At 50.5% G+C, this 14,139-nt stretch carries 15 protein-coding genes; 9 read left to right on the forward strand and 6 right to left on the reverse strand.

Annotation, left to right across the window (positions count from 1 at the left end; all coding sequences use genetic code 11):
* The first annotated feature begins 129 nt into the window (after window positions 1-129).
* Both tsuA and tsuB read left to right on the forward strand, forming a co-directional pair.
* Complete coding sequence (tsuA, locus tag AL515_RS10380; protein WP_105242164.1) at window positions 130-1,188, forward strand: thiosulfate utilization transporter TsuA/YeeE; 1,059 nt, start codon at window positions 130-132, stop codon at window positions 1,186-1,188.
* A gap of 16 nt (window positions 1,189-1,204) precedes the next feature.
* Window positions 1,205-1,432: a thiosulfate utilization sulfurtransferase TsuB/YeeD gene (gene tsuB / locus AL515_RS10385; RefSeq protein ID WP_048212013.1), complete on the forward strand. Its 228-nt coding sequence runs from the start codon at window positions 1,205-1,207 to the stop codon at window positions 1,430-1,432.
* Between the two features lie 39 nt (window positions 1,433-1,471).
* On the opposite strand, the gene sbcB is transcribed toward tsuB, so the two are convergent.
* The gene (gene sbcB, locus AL515_RS10390) at window positions 1,472-2,896 is read right to left on the reverse strand and encodes an exodeoxyribonuclease I (protein WP_061067702.1); all 1,425 of its coding nucleotides are present in this window, start codon (window positions 2,894-2,896) and stop codon (window positions 1,472-1,474) included.
* A 397-nt stretch (window positions 2,897-3,293) separates the two neighbouring features.
* On the opposite strand from sbcB, the gene phsA reads away from it, so the two are divergent.
* The 7 genes from phsA to AL515_RS10425 all read left to right on the forward strand — a co-directional run bounded on the left by phsA (window position 3,294) and on the right by AL515_RS10425 (window position 10,579).
* On the forward strand, window positions 3,294-5,567 hold the full coding sequence (gene phsA, locus AL515_RS10395; RefSeq protein ID WP_061067703.1) for a thiosulfate reductase PhsA: 2,274 nt from the start codon (window positions 3,294-3,296) through the stop codon (window positions 5,565-5,567).
* Window positions 5,568-5,581: 14 nt separating this feature from the next.
* Window positions 5,582-6,160: a thiosulfate reductase electron transport protein PhsB gene (gene phsB, locus AL515_RS10400; RefSeq protein WP_005128061.1), complete on the forward strand. Its 579-nt coding sequence runs from the start codon at window positions 5,582-5,584 to the stop codon at window positions 6,158-6,160.
* Complete coding sequence (phsC, locus tag AL515_RS10405; protein WP_005128058.1) at window positions 6,157-6,924, forward strand: thiosulfate reductase cytochrome B subunit; 768 nt, start codon at window positions 6,157-6,159, stop codon at window positions 6,922-6,924. Before phsB ends, phsC begins: the two co-directional genes overlap by 4 nt.
* A gap of 150 nt (window positions 6,925-7,074) precedes the next feature.
* Entirely contained in the window at window positions 7,075-8,247 is a 1,173-nt protein-coding gene (gene dacD / locus AL515_RS10410) for a serine-type D-Ala-D-Ala carboxypeptidase DacD (protein ID WP_105242165.1), read from the forward strand.
* Window positions 8,248-8,371: 124 nt separating this feature from the next.
* Complete coding sequence (gene sbmC, locus AL515_RS10415) at window positions 8,372-8,839, forward strand: DNA gyrase inhibitor SbmC (RefSeq protein ID WP_005128054.1); 468 nt, start codon at window positions 8,372-8,374, stop codon at window positions 8,837-8,839.
* Between the two features lie 107 nt (window positions 8,840-8,946).
* Window positions 8,947-10,005 carry an FUSC family protein gene (locus AL515_RS10420; RefSeq protein ID WP_048212010.1) on the forward strand — a complete coding sequence of 353 codons (1,059 nt, stop codon included), beginning with the start codon at window positions 8,947-8,949 and terminating at the stop codon, window positions 10,003-10,005.
* 238 nt (window positions 10,006-10,243) lie between these two features.
* Window positions 10,244-10,579, forward strand: a complete 336-nt coding sequence (locus AL515_RS10425) for a DUF496 family protein (RefSeq protein ID WP_005128046.1) — start codon at window positions 10,244-10,246, stop codon at window positions 10,577-10,579.
* Between the two features lie 39 nt (window positions 10,580-10,618).
* Here AL515_RS10425 and AL515_RS10430 read toward each other — a convergent pair whose 3' ends face one another.
* The 5 genes from AL515_RS10430 to pduT form a co-directional block, all read right to left on the reverse strand.
* A complete protein-coding gene (locus AL515_RS10430) occupies window positions 10,619-11,485 on the reverse strand; it encodes a GHMP family kinase ATP-binding protein (RefSeq protein ID WP_048212009.1) in 867 nt (288 codons plus the stop codon).
* A 92-nt stretch (window positions 11,486-11,577) separates the two neighbouring features.
* Window positions 11,578-12,792 (reverse strand): acetate/propionate family kinase, encoded by a 1,215-nt coding sequence (locus AL515_RS10435; RefSeq protein ID WP_061067704.1) that lies wholly within the window; start codon window positions 12,790-12,792, stop codon window positions 11,578-11,580.
* Entirely contained in the window at window positions 12,777-13,229 is a 453-nt protein-coding gene (pduV, locus tag AL515_RS10440; protein WP_061067705.1) for a propanediol utilization protein PduV, read from the reverse strand. The genes AL515_RS10435 and pduV overlap by 16 nt, the downstream gene beginning before the upstream one ends.
* A 4-nt stretch (window positions 13,230-13,233) precedes the next feature.
* Entirely contained in the window at window positions 13,234-13,584 is a 351-nt protein-coding gene (gene pduU / locus AL515_RS10445) for a propanediol utilization microcompartment protein PduU (RefSeq protein WP_048212006.1), read from the reverse strand.
* Window positions 13,584-14,138, reverse strand: a complete 555-nt coding sequence (gene pduT, locus AL515_RS10450; RefSeq protein WP_048212005.1) for a propanediol utilization microcompartment protein PduT — start codon at window positions 14,136-14,138, stop codon at window positions 13,584-13,586. The genes pduU and pduT overlap by 1 nt, the downstream gene beginning before the upstream one ends.
* Between the last annotated feature and the right edge of the window lies 1 nt (window position 14,139).

Consider the following 14,139-nt stretch of genomic DNA (forward strand, 5'->3'; position numbering starts at 1 on the left):
TTATTCCACTGCTTTATTTCCAGCCAATATTAATAACCGTTAGTTCTAAATTAGAGAATTTGGTTATTGGTTCTGAACCCGTTAGTCATTAATAATTTCCTGACTAATATACTTCTGGCTAATTAATTTATGTTTTCAATGATCTTAAGCGGGCTCATCTGTGGCGCGCTGCTTGGCTTTGTCATGCAACGTGGACGATTCTGTCTGACGGGCGGCTTTCGCGATATGTATATTGCGAAAAACAATCGTATGTTCTATGCGCTACTGATAGCCATCTCTGTGCAAAGCGTGGGTGTCTTTGCGCTGATTCAGGCGGGTGTACTCAGCTATGATGCCGGCCCCTTCCCATGGCTGGGAACCGTTGTTGGTGGTTATGTCTTTGGTATCGGAATTGTTTATGCGGGCGGGTGTGCTACCGGAACCTGGTATCGTGCAGGAGAAGGGCTTATCGGTAGCTGGATTGCGCTGTTTACCTATATGGTGATGAGTGCGGTGATGCGCTCTACGCATGCGAGTGGGCTGAATCAGGCGCTGAAAACCTACAGTACTGAGCATAACTCCATTGCTGATACGTTGAACCTGTCCGTATGGCCACTGATCGCTATTCTGCTGGCGGTTACAGTGTGGGTGGTAGCGAAAGAGCTGAGAAAACCAAAATTGAAAGTCGCTACGCTACCACCACGTCGTACCGGCCTTGCGCATATTTTGTTTGAGAAGCGCTGGCATCCATTTGTTACTGCGGTTCTGATTGGGCTGATTGCGCTGTTGGCATGGCCGCTGAGCGAAGCAACCGGACGAATGTTTGGCCTGGGTATCACGTCACCAACCGCCAATATTTTGCAATTTCTTGTCGCAGGCGACAGTAAGTTTATTAACTGGGGAGTGTTCCTGGTGCTGGGCATTTTTATCGGCTCATTTATTGCAGCGAAAGCCAGTCGCGAATTTCGCGTTCGCGCAGCCGACGCACCCACCACGCTGCGTAGCGGTTTTGGTGGTCTGTTAATGGGCTTTGGTGCCAGCATCGCGGGTGGCTGTTCGATTGGCAACGGTCTGGTTATGACGGCGATGATGACCTGGCAGGGATGGGTTGGCCTGGTCTTTATGATTTTCGGTGTCTGGACCGCGTCATGGATTGTGTATATCAGACCGCAGCGTAAGGCAAAACTAGTCGCTGCTGCGGCAAATTAAGCGTAAGGATTTGATGATGGCAATTAAAAGACTGGATGTGGTCACACAGGTTTGTCCGTTTCCACTGATTGAAGCAAAAGCGGCACTGGCTGAAATGGCAAGTGGTGATGAACTGGTGATCGAATTTGACTGTACCCAGGCAACTGAGGCAATCCCGCAATGGGCCGCCGAAGAGGGGCACGTGATTACTGATTATCAACAGGTGGGTGACGCCGCCTGGAGCATTACGGTGCAGAAAGCGTAACCAGGATCCCTCCGCCGTCTGGCGGAGGGCATTTCATCTTCAGACTATCTCTTGCGCATACTGCCAGAGTGATTTCAGTAGCACCAGCTTCTCTTTATTGTCAGCATATTGCTGACTCAACATCTGCAATTCATTCGCGTAATTTTGCAAAAACTCCGGTGTGAATACCTGACGACGATGATCCAGCCAGCGTTGCTGCTCCCCCTCATCCAGTGTTCCGGGGAAATTGCGTGCGCGATAATTAAACAGCAGTTTTTCAATGCGCTTGTCGACAAAAGTGATGTCCAGTGCGGGTAAATTTCGAGGTTCGGTTTCCAGAACGATCTTCATTGCGGCGCGGTCGGCATCGCTGAAAAAACCGTTGTATAACTGCGCATCTACGTTATCCGATGGCGCAAAGGGTTCTGCTTCGGCAAAAATAGCCACCACTTTATCGCGCACCTGCGGGTTTTCACGCAGGACTTTAAGATTATCCAGGCAATGCTGGCGGTTAATTCCGAGACGATCGGCATCTTCCGGACGTAACGTATTAGCCTGTGCCAGAACCGGGCATTTGTTGATATGCACCAGTTTAACCGGCACCGCTGCGTTATCCCCCAGATCGGCTTTGGCGGTGTAAAGACGTGCGCGCAGGGTGTCGCTATCCATTTCAAGCAAGGGAGAAATATCACCCGCTAAGTCGACCATAATAACCGCATTACGATTATCCGGATGCCAGGCAAGCGGGGCAACCCAACTGGTGTTACCTCGCCATGCACCGAACATTCCAGATACATGCACTAAGGGCTTCATTTGCGGGACATCAATCAACGCAGCCAGCTTGTGTTTATTGCGGTGACTGTAGAGATAGTCAAACAGACGCGGCTGACGTGACTTTACGAGTTGCGCCATTGCAATGGTGGCATACACGTCTGCCATCGCATCGTGGGCATTAGCATGCTCAATACCGTTGGCGCGGGTCAGGTGCTCAAGGCGGAAACTGGGTAGACCATCGTCGTTTTCTGGCCAGTTGATCCCTTCCGGTCGTAGCGCATAGCAGGCGCGCATTACATCCAGCAAATCCCAGCGAGAATTGTCGTTCTGCCAGCTCCAGGCGTAGGGATCATAAAAATTGCGATACAGGATATTACGTGTCACTTCATCATCGAAGCGCACATTGTTATAGCCGAGGATACACGTTTTCGGCACGGTAAACAGCGCATGGATACGGGCAGCAAAAGCGGCTTCGTTCTCACCCTTTTCACGTGCTTCTTGCGGCGTAATACCGGTTATCAGTACCGCTTCGGGTTGTGGCAGATAGTCGTCGGCGGGCTTGCAGTAAAAGACTTCGGGATCGCCAATGATATTGAAATCGCTATCTGTGCGGATGGCCGCAAACTGTGCGGGCCTGTCCAGTGCCGGATGGGTACCAAAGGTCTCGTAATCGTGGAAGAGAAAACCAGGTTGCTGCTTGCCGTCATTCATTGTTCAGTTATGTCCGGGATCAATTTAGCGCTTATCTAAGAATACCAAAAAATAGCGCGGTAATCAGCAACGGGATTATCAATGCCCGGCGGTGGCCGCAATAAAATTGCGGTAAACGTGATTAAAATAAAATGAATTAATAGATTTGGGGTTTTAAGGATATTTCATGAAATAAGATAACGTTATTTTGTGAGTGCATAAATAAGCTAATTGAGAACTATTATTGTTATTTTTACGTTTGGTGGTGTGTTCTGGAAACTTTAAAACTCTTTTATAAACAATGAGTTTTATTCTTGCCAGTTAACGGAATTTCATTGTAATGAAATGTGAGTAAGGTTAAAAATTAATAATTTAAAGGCCATATAATCATTGGATATATCTAATAACAGGAGGTTATATGAGCATTAGTCGGCGTAATTTTTTGCGGGGTGTGGGTATTGGCTGCTCGGCCTGTGCAATAGGCAGTTTCCCCCCTGGCGCACTGGCGCGAAATTCACCAGAGAGTATTAAAGGGAAAACATCCCTGACGCCGAGTCTGTGTGAAATGTGTTCCTTTCGCTGTCCAATTCAGGCTCAGGTGATTAATAATAAAACAGTTTTTATCCAGGGAAACCCTAATGCCCCTCAGCAAGGCACGCGCGTTTGTGCTCGCGGGGGCAGCGGTGTTAGCCTGATAAACGACCCGCACCGGATTGTTAAACCAATGAAACGCACCGGGCCGCGTGGCAGTGGTGAATGGCAGGTCATTAGCTGGCAACAGGCGTATAAAGAAATTGCCGAAAAGATGGCGGCAATAAAAAATCAATATGGGCCGCAGGGCGTTGTATTCTCCTCTAAATCTGGTTCGCTTTCCGGCCATTTATTTCATTTGGCGACGGCTTTTGGCTCACCAAATACCTTTACGCACGCTTCAACTTGTCCAGCAGGTAAAGCCATTGCCGCCAAAGTGATGATGGGTGGGGATTTAGCAATGGATATCGCCAATACCCGCTATATGGTCTCTTTTGGACATAACCTCTATGAAGGGATTGAGGTTGCTGATACTCATGAACTGATGACCGCACAAGAGAAGGGCGCGAAGATGGTCAGCTTCGACCCCCGGCTGTCGGTATTTTCCAGTAAGGCGGATGAATGGCATGCGATTAAACCGGGGGGCGACTTACCGGTGCTGATGGCGATGTGCCACGTCATGATTACTGAAAAATTGTATGACGCGGGATTCGTTGAACGCTACACAACAGGTTTTGACCAACTGGCAGAGGCAGTACAAGAGGCCACGCCGGAATGGGCACAAAAGTTGGCCGACGTGCCTGCGGATGTCATTACCCGGGTGACTCGAGAAATGGCGGCCTGCGCCCCCCATGCGATTGTCAGCCCTGGTCACCGTGCGACTTTTTCGCAGGAAGAGATCGACATGCGGCGCATGATTTTCACCCTCAACGTGCTGCTGGGAAATATTGAGCGCGAAGGCGGCATGTACCAGAAAAAAGCCGCTGCAACCTACAATAAGCTGGCAGGAGAGAAGGTGGCTCCGGTGCTGGCGAAACCGGATGCCAAACTCCCTAAGCCAACGGCGCAGCGTATTGACCTGGTCGCGCCGCAATTCAAATACATCGCTGCGGGCGGTGGGGTGGTGCAGAGCATTATCGATGCTGTGTTAAACCAGACGCCTTATCCGGTGAAAGGATGGATTATGTCCCGGCATAACCCTTTTCAAACCGTGACCTGTCGGCCGGATCTGGTCAAAACCGTTGAGCAGTTGGATCTGGTGGTGAGCTGCGATGTCTATTTAAGCGAAAGCGCGGCCTATGCCGATTACCTGTTACCTGAATGCACCTATCTCGAACGCGATGAAGAAGTCTCTGATATGTCGGGGCTGAATCCGGCCTATGCGCTGCGCCAGCAGGTCGTTGAGCCTATCGGTGATGCGCGCCCAAGCTGGCAAATCTGGAAAGAGCTGGGTGAGCAATTGGGTCTTGGGCAGTACTATCCGTGGCAAGATATGCAAGTACGCCAGTTGTATCAGCTCAATGGTGACCATGCGTTATCTGCTGAACTGCGCCAGAAAGGGTATCGGGAGTGGGGCGTTCCACTGTTACTCCGTGAGCCTGAATCGGTACGCCAGTTTACTGCGCAGTATCCGGGAGCAGTGGCCGTTGACAATGACGGTACGTATGGCGAACAACTGCGCTTCAAATCCCCATCCGGAAAGATCGAACTTTATTCCGAAGAACTGGAAACTCTCCTGCCGGGCTATGGTATTCCGCGTGCACGCAATTTTGCGCTCAAGGCCGACAATGAACTCTATTTCATTCAAGGCAAAGTCGCAGTTCACACCAATGGCGCGACGCAATATGTCCCATTACTCAGCGAACTGATGTGGGATAACGCGGTGTGGATCCACCCGAAAACGGCTGGAGAAAAAGGGATTAAAAGCGGCGATGACATCTGGCTTGAAAATGCGACGGGTAAGGAGAAAGGCAAAGCGCTGGTCACTGCCGGTATTCGACCCGACACGCTGTTCGTCTATATGGGATTCGGCGCCAAGGCTGGCGCGAAAACCGCAGCGACAACGCATGGGATCCACTGTGGCAACCTGCTTCCGCATGTAACCAGTCCGGTATCCGGCACAGTGGTCCATACCGCTGGCGTTACGCTTCGTCGGGCATGAGAAAGGAGAACATCATGAATCAGTCAACAAATCCGTATGTCATGCTGCATGACGAGAAACGCTGTATTGGTTGTCAGGCGTGCACAGTTGCCTGCAAAGTTCTGAATGATGTGCCAGAAGGTTTTAGCCGGCTGCAGGTGCAGATCCGCTCACCGGAAAACGAACCTGAGGTGCTGTCTCACTTTCAGTTTGTCCGCGTCTCCTGCCAGCACTGCGAAGATGCGCCTTGTGTCAGCGTCTGTCCGACTGGCGCTTCGTTTCGGGACGAAAACGGCATTGTGCAGGTGGACAAGTCCCGCTGTATTGGCTGTGATTATTGCGTAGCTGCCTGTCCGTTCCATGTGCGCTACCTGAACCCACAAACAGGAATTGCAGATAAATGTAACTTTTGCGCAGACACCCGTCTGGACGCTGGACAATCGCCTGCCTGTGTTTCCGTATGCCCTACGGATGCGCTGAAGTTTGGTCGCCGTGATGACCCTGAAATTCAGCACTGGATTCTTCAAAAAGAGGTTTACCGTCAGCAGGATACGCGTAGCGGTGCGGTGAGTATTTTTCGGCGTAAAGAGATTCATCAGGAGGGAAAAGTATGAATTCTATCTGGGGAGCAGAGCTTAACTATGCGCCAGACTACTGGCCGCTGTGGCTCATTTATGCCGGCGTAGTCATTCTGTTGATGATTGCCGGTCTGGTGATGCATGCACTGCTGCGTCGAATGCTGGCACCCAAAACGGCAGCCGGAGAAGAGCACCGTGACTATCTCTACTCATTGGCTGTCCGCCGTTGGCACTGGGGAAATGCGCTGCTTTTTATCCTGCTTCTGCTCAGCGGTTTGTTCGGCCATTTTTCTATCGGACCGGTAGCGCTGATGGTGCAGGTGCACACCTGGTGTGGATTCGCATTACTGGCTTTCTGGATTGGCTTCGTCATGATCAATGCCACAAGCGGCAACGGTAGTCACTATCGTGTGCAATTCAGCGGGTTGATAACGCGTTGCCTGCTGCAAACGCGTTTTTATCTGTATGGGATAATGAAAGGTGAGGCACATCCGTTTGCGGCAACAGCGGAGAATAAATTTAACCCCCTGCAACAGTTAGCCTATCTGGCCATCATGTATGCGTTGGTTCCGCTGTTAATCATTACCGGGTTGCTCTGTCTTTACCCGCAGATTATAGGCGCCGGGCCGGTGGTGCTGGTGCTGCATATGGTGTTGGCGATTGTTGGCATTCTGTTCATTTGTGCACATATTTACCTGTGCACATTGGGTGACACACCGGGGCAAATCTTTCGCAGCATGATTGACGGCTATCACCGTCATCGCAGCCATCATGCAGAAACAGCATCACATAAAGGCTAATCCTGCGCGTATTTTGCAGGGGAAGTCCGTCTGACTTTTTTCTTTAACAGCAAGAAAATGTGCCTTATGTCACATTTTCTTGCAATTTATCCATGTTTGTTCGGCAGAACTTCCGTAAAAAGAACGGCTATTTCTCCTGGTTATGAGGACATGCTGTTGAAACGCCGTTTGTTTATTGCCGCTTCGCTATTCGCGATAAGTTTTTCGTCCGCTTATGCGACTGATGTCGCCAGTTTTGCACCTCGGCCTCCCGCCATCAATGCTGGCGCGTGGGTGCTTATGGATTACACCACGGGCCAAACCCTGACCGCCGGTAATGAACACCAGCAACGCAACCCCGCCAGCCTGACCAAGTTAATGACCGGCTATGTTGTCGATCGCGCGATTGATAGCCATCGCATTAGCCCAACGGATATCGTCACTGTCGGACGTGACGCATGGGCGAAAGATAATCCGGTGTTTGTAGGCTCATCATTAATGTTCCTGAAAGAAGGCGATCGCGTGTCAGTACGCGATTTAAGTCGCGGCTTAATTGTTGATTCCGGCAATGACGCATGCGTCGCGCTGGCGGATTACATCGCGGGTGGACAGCCACAGTTTGTCGCGATGATGAACAGTTACGTTGAGAAGCTGAAGCTTAAAGATACACATTTCGAAACGGTGCATGGGCTGGACGCGCCAGGCCAGCATAGCTCGGCCTACGATCTGGCCGTGTTGTCCCGGGCGATTATTCACGGGGAACCTGAGTTCTACCACATGTACAGTGAGAAGAGTCTTACCTGGAATGGTATCACGCAGCAAAACCGTAACGGGCTGCTGTGGGATAAAACGATGAACATCGATGGCCTGAAGACCGGGCACACTTCCGGGGCAGGATTTAATCTGATCGCCTCCGCAGTTGATGGACAACGTCGCTTGATTGCCGTGGTCATGGGAGCCGAGAGCGCGAAAGGGCGCGAGGATCAGGCACGCAAACTGCTGCAGTGGGGGCAACAAAATTTTGATACGGTGCAGGTTTTGCGTAGCGGTAAGCAAGTCGGCGTCGAACGAATCTGGTATGGCGATAAAGAAAAAATTAGCCTCGGTACCGAGCAGGATTTCTGGATGGCGCTTCCTAAGGCTGAAGTCCAGAATATCAAAGCAAAATATGTTCTTGATAAGAAAGAATTGGTAGCGCCTATTGCCGCGCATCAACGCGTGGGGGAAATTGAACTCTATGACAGGGATAAGCTGGTGGCGCATTGGCCACTGGTCACCCTGGAATCGGTCAGTAAAGGCGGCGTATTTTCGCGTCTGAGCGATTACTTCCACCATAAGGTGTAATTTTTCACCCATGCTACTGACTGGCAAGAGTGCGAAACTGCTCACATAATAATCACTATTTCCTTGTGGCCGTAATATACAATAATTACACTGTATATAAATACAGTGTAATGACGGAGGTTATATGGAGTACGAGATAAAGCAGGTCGATAAACGCAGGATTGCTGGTTTCCATATGGTTGGACCGTGGGAGCAAACGGTAAAGCAGGGTTTTGAGCAGTTAGTCATGTGGGTGGATGACAAGCAGATAGTGCCGCTGGAATGGATCGCCGTTTATTACGACAACCCGGATGTTGTGCCTGCTGACAAACTGCGCTGCGATACTGTGGTTTCCGTCGCAGAGAATTTCGAGATCCCAGAGAACAGCGAAGGTGTGATACTGACTGAACTGGCCGGTGGTGAGTATGCTATTGCTGTTGCTCGTGTTGAAAATCATGACTTTGCGACGCCATGGTATCAATTTTTTAATCTTCTGCTGCAGGACGCAACATACCAGATAGCCGCCAAACCCTGTTTTGAGATTTATATGAATAATGGCATGGAAGACGGTTACTGGGACATCGAAATGTATGTGCCGGTACAGCCGAAGTAGCTGTTTTTTGTGTAAATCAGGATGAAAGTCCTGGTGATAACGATGATGTTTTCACTAAAAAAGCAGGTACAATTCTGTTCTTTGCTATTCCCTGACGGAGTGGATGAGTGCGTGCCGATAAGTCGCTGAGTCCTTTTGAAATTCGTTTGTATCGTCATTATCGTGTAGTGCACGGTATTCGCATTGCGCTGGCGTTTCTTCTTACTTTTCTGTTGGTTCGCCTGCTGGATATTCCTGAAGGTACGTGGCCTCTGATCACGCTGGTGGTGATTATGGGGCCAATTTCATTCTGGGGTAATGTCGTCCCAAGAGCTCTTGAACGCATTGGCGGGACGATTCTGGGCTCAGTACTTGGGCTGGTTGCTCTGCGTCTCGAACTCCTGTCACTTCCGCTTATGCTGATATGGTGCGCAGTAGCGATGTTTCTCTGCGGCTGGCTGGCCTTAGGTAAAAAACCCTATCAGGCGTTGCTGATTGGTATAACGCTTGCCGTCGTCGTCGGGGCTCCCGCGGGTGACATGAATACAGCGTTGTGGCGCGGTGGCGACGTGATTCTGGGATCGTTACTGGCGATGCTGTTTACCGGCATCTGGCCGCAGCGGGCATTTATTCACTGGCGTATTCAACTGGCGCATTGTGTAACGGGGTACAATCGGGTGTATCAGGCCGCGCTCTCCCCCAATCTGCTCGAGCAGCCCCGACTGGAGAAGCATTTACAACAACTACTGAGTGACGTTGTCAAAATGCGTGGACTCATCGTTCCTGCCAGTAAAGAGACCCACATCCAAAAATCCATCTTTGAAGCTATTCAGACGGTTAACCGCAACCTGGTGTGCATGCTTGAGCTGCAAATCAACGCGCTGTGGGCGACACGTACCAGTCACTTTGTGATGCTGAACGCGCATACCTTGCGTGAAACTCAGCTCAGAACGCAACAAGCGCTACTGACGATCACTCATGCGCTATATGAAGGTAATCCGCAGCCGATACTTGTCAATACGGAAAAGCTCAATGACACCGTGGCGGAGTTGCGCCAACTCATCGCTGAGCATAAAGGCGATAATGTTGCTGAAACACCTATTCATGGCTATGTCTGGTTGAATATGGAGATGGCACGGCAACTGGAATTGCTCTCACATTTGATTTGTCGCGCGCTGCGCAAATAAAGAGCAGATAAGGGGATTGGTTCTACTGCTGCTTCGATTCAGCAAAGATTAAGGGTATGATACTGAAAAAGGCTAAAACCATTGGTAACTACAATGGCTTTACCCTCGATAATTCAGGTTTCAGCCATGCATTATCAATGCAGATGCAACTTGAAGTATGGCGGGCATGAAAGTAATGTTGACCCACTTTAGCCGTTGTTTTAACGAATCCGAATCTCACATTATCAGGGGTGTAAAAATGGAAACTACCAAGCCTTCTTTCCAGGACGTGCTGGAATTTGTTCGTCTGTTCCGTCGTAAAAACAAACTGCAACGTGAAATCCAGGACGTTGAGAAAAAGATCCGTGACAACCAGAAACGCGTCCTGCTGCTGGACAACCTGAGCGACTACATCAAGCCGGGCATGAGCGTTGATGCTATCCAGGGTATCATCGCCAGCATGAAAAGCGACTATGAAGATCGTGTAGATGATTACATCATCAAGAATGCAGAGATCTCTAAAGAGCGTCGTGATATCTCTAAAAAGCTGAAAGCCATGGGTGAAGTGAAAAACGGCGAAGCGAAAGCAGAGTAACGTTTTATGGCAGTAGGGGGCGCTGCTAAGCGGCGACCCCTACTGTAGTTTTACCCCGCCAGTTACCATCCGCAATAAATGCTGCTCAGGCCAGTGAGTTGTCAGTTTTTTCTGTGCCAGCATCCATTTGATGTAATCAACATCATGACGTTTTCTGTCCAGCATCAGACCCACCACGCTGCCGCTGTGCGCAACATTCACCCCGTATAAATCGCACTCTTCTACCAGCGCCAATATCGAATCGAAATCCGGTTTTGGCAACAACATTTGGCTGGCGATTGCGCTAAGCGTGGCGGCCTCCCCCATCCGATAGGGATTTTGGCTAATACAGGCTTCCTGTACTTTTTCCCATGCGCGTTTAAGCGCGGGAGCACCGGCCTGTAACCCGGGCTGGCGCGGAATGCGGTGATAATCTGCGGTACGTAATGTTTCCGGGCTTTCCAGAACCAACAGGTCAAGCTGGGGCTGCGCTTCACAGGGAATTTGCGTAGAGGCGTCGTTATGATCGAAAAGGGTTAACTGGTGGAAAACGGTGCTGTCGGTAGGTTCAAGAGAAACGCAAAGCTGTGCCAGTGTAGGTTCATCAAGCTGATGACCCAGAAAATGAGCGGTGGCAAGCGCGGTGGCGGCAATATCTGCGGTGCTACTGGCCATTCCTTTCGCAATGGGAATCGTTGACTGGATATCTATACGAATATCCTGACTGATATGCGCCGGGTAGTGCCAGTGCTGCAATAACCGGTCAACCATCGCTCGCGAGAGTGGGCGTTCATCCACTTGTGGTGAACCCGAACTGACCTCAACGGTGCTATACCATTCAACCGGGCAGGAGACCAGCTTCTCACTGCCCAGAATCCAGCCCTGGATAAGTTCCCCGCACGATGCAGGACATTGCGCAATAGCCACGTCTTCACCTTTGTGATCAGCAATCCTCGGCGCATAGTGTCATGGCGATCGCGCTATTACCATGATTTGCCGCAATTTGCGGTGCGGCAGAATTAAGCAGGAATGCCCAATGTCACAGTTTCTGATATCGCTATACGCATAACATCCTGCGCGATCATCAACTCTTCATTGGTATTTATAACGGCCACTTTGACCAGCGCAGTTTCAGTTTGAATGAAGGTTGCGTTGCGCTGATTTTTTTCATCATCAACAGCCAGACCTAAGAAATTCAGATTGTGGCAAATCGCAGCGCGTGCTCGGGCTGAGTTTTCACCAATTCCACCCGTAAATACCAAAGCATCCAGACCGCCCATCTGCATAATATAACTGCCTATTGTGGCACGAATTCGCTCTGCAAACAGCGTAAGTGCGAGTGCAGCCTGTGAGTCGCCTTCGTCTGCGGCGCGTTCAACGTCACGATAGTCTGATGAGATACCGGAAACCCCAAGTAATCCCGATTCATTGTTGAGGAGCTGGTTAAGTTGCTGCGGTGTTTTGCCTTCGCGCAGGGCAATCCACGGTAAAATTGACGGGTCAATATCTCCGCTGCGCGTACCCATCATCACGCCAGACTGTGGCGTAAAGCCCATTGAGGTATTCACCGATTTTCCGCCCTTGATAGCACAGATGCTGCTGCCATTACCAAGATGACAACATACGACGCGCAGTGCGCTGAGCGGGACGCCCAGCTTTTCAGCCAACGCGGTACTGACGTATTTGTGGCTGGTACCATGAAAACCGTAACGCCGAATTCCCAGCTCTGAGTAATAGCGCCAGGGTAGAGGATAAATAAAAGAAGGCTCAGCCAGCGTCTGATGAAAAGCAGTGTCAAAAACTGCGACGGCAGGTGCTTCGGGTAATAACTGACGAAAAACTGCGATCCCCAGCGCATTAACCGGGTTATGTAGCGGTGCCAGTTCTGCAAGACGCTCGATTTCGGCCAGTGTTTCATCATTGACGAGGGCTGAGTCTTTAAAGGACTCACCACCATGTGCGACGCGATGACCGACGCCATCGATCTCTTCCAGACTTTTGATGATGTTCAGGCTAAGCAGTTTTTCCAGTAACAGAGTTACTGCTTCACGGTGATCGGCAACGGGTAACGTCTGCCGCCATTTCTGTACGGGTGTTTTAAGCGTGACCTGCGCGTCAGACATCCCGATACGTTCAATCAGCCCCTGGCAGATCATTTCACCCTGCGGCATCGCCAGTAACTGAAACTTAAGCGAGGAGCTCCCCGCGTTAATGGCCATTATTTTGTGAGACATGACGGTTCCTTTGCATTCAGAAAAATGAACATCTCATCGACCCCGGTATTCTCCAGCGCGCTGGTGACAAACACGTTCTGCGCCCCAGCCTGCACCAACCAGCTTTCTATGAGTGAAATCTTCTGAGGGTTAGCTAAATCGGCTTTGGTGACGAGGCCGATAACAGGTCTGTTCATTGGACCCGTAAAACCTGGAGAAAAAGGTGACCATGGGGCGTCGGCATTCAGTACCAGAGCGATAATGTCGGCTTCACAAGCGCTGGCCAGTAACGCACTGTACAGGCAGCGGTTCTCAAGATATTCACCCGGTGTGTCTATTGTCGTTGGCGACCAGACAATCGCCTGAGTTTTCTGGTAATGAAGTGCTTCTCCACGCAAACATTGTGTGAGCGATGTTTTACCGCACTGGCTGGGGCCAATTAGCATGATGCGTTTCATGTGGTTACGTCCGGGTAATAGGGCATGCAGTAAAACGCATCATTTCGCCAAGCGTTCTGGTTACCTGTTTCAGCGCGTACTCAACGGCGGAAACATCGCCCGTCAGTACTACTGCACCGGTAAAACGATCGAGAAAACCAATCTCTACCGCCCCGGACTTTGTGGCGATATCACAGGCGATAATTGAGGCTTCACTGGGCGTAATGGTTAAAATACCAATGGCCGAGACTGAATCCTGCAACCCCAGTTTTTTGAATAAATCCTTACCTGGATTAGCAATAAGGTGCGCCAGTGTGACCTGCTTGCCGGGTACGTATTCCTGGATCATGCGATCCGTCGGCGGTTGTCTGTCCATTATCCTTCCACCATTTGTCGCCACATGCTTTCATGTGGGCGAGGGATGACCGAGCGATAAACCAGCAGACCTTTTTCACCCGCGCTTTCGCTGGCAACCGTCACGGCGTTATTCACATCAGACACGTCGCCTGCGACAACCATGTAGCACTTGCCGCCTATACCAAATGCCATATGGACGCGTACCAGCGTGACGTTGGAGGCTTTAACCGCACGGTCGGCGGCGCAGATGCAGGCCGCAACGCTCCATGTTTCAACAATGCCTACGGCCTGGCGCTGATCCACGCTGTTTAATCCACTAATCGCAGGAAGTACGCTGGCGTGAATGTTAGGCAGTACCAGACTGTCAACGAGCATATCGCCAGCAAGAGAGGTGCCGGTGGCGATCGCCTGCTGAACTGCACCTACGTCACCGCCGAGCATGAGCAGAAATTTTCCCGGGCAGATGGTTTTGCTTACCAGCAAATTCACATTCGCGCTTTTTAACATGGCATCACCAGCTTCCATTCCTTTGGCAATGCTGGTGAGTTCTAAAATCCCTATAGCCTGAGACATG

The sequence above is a fragment of the Citrobacter sp. FDAARGOS_156 genome, assembly GCF_001559235.2.
Lineage (GTDB): Bacteria > Pseudomonadota > Gammaproteobacteria > Enterobacterales > Enterobacteriaceae > Citrobacter > Citrobacter youngae.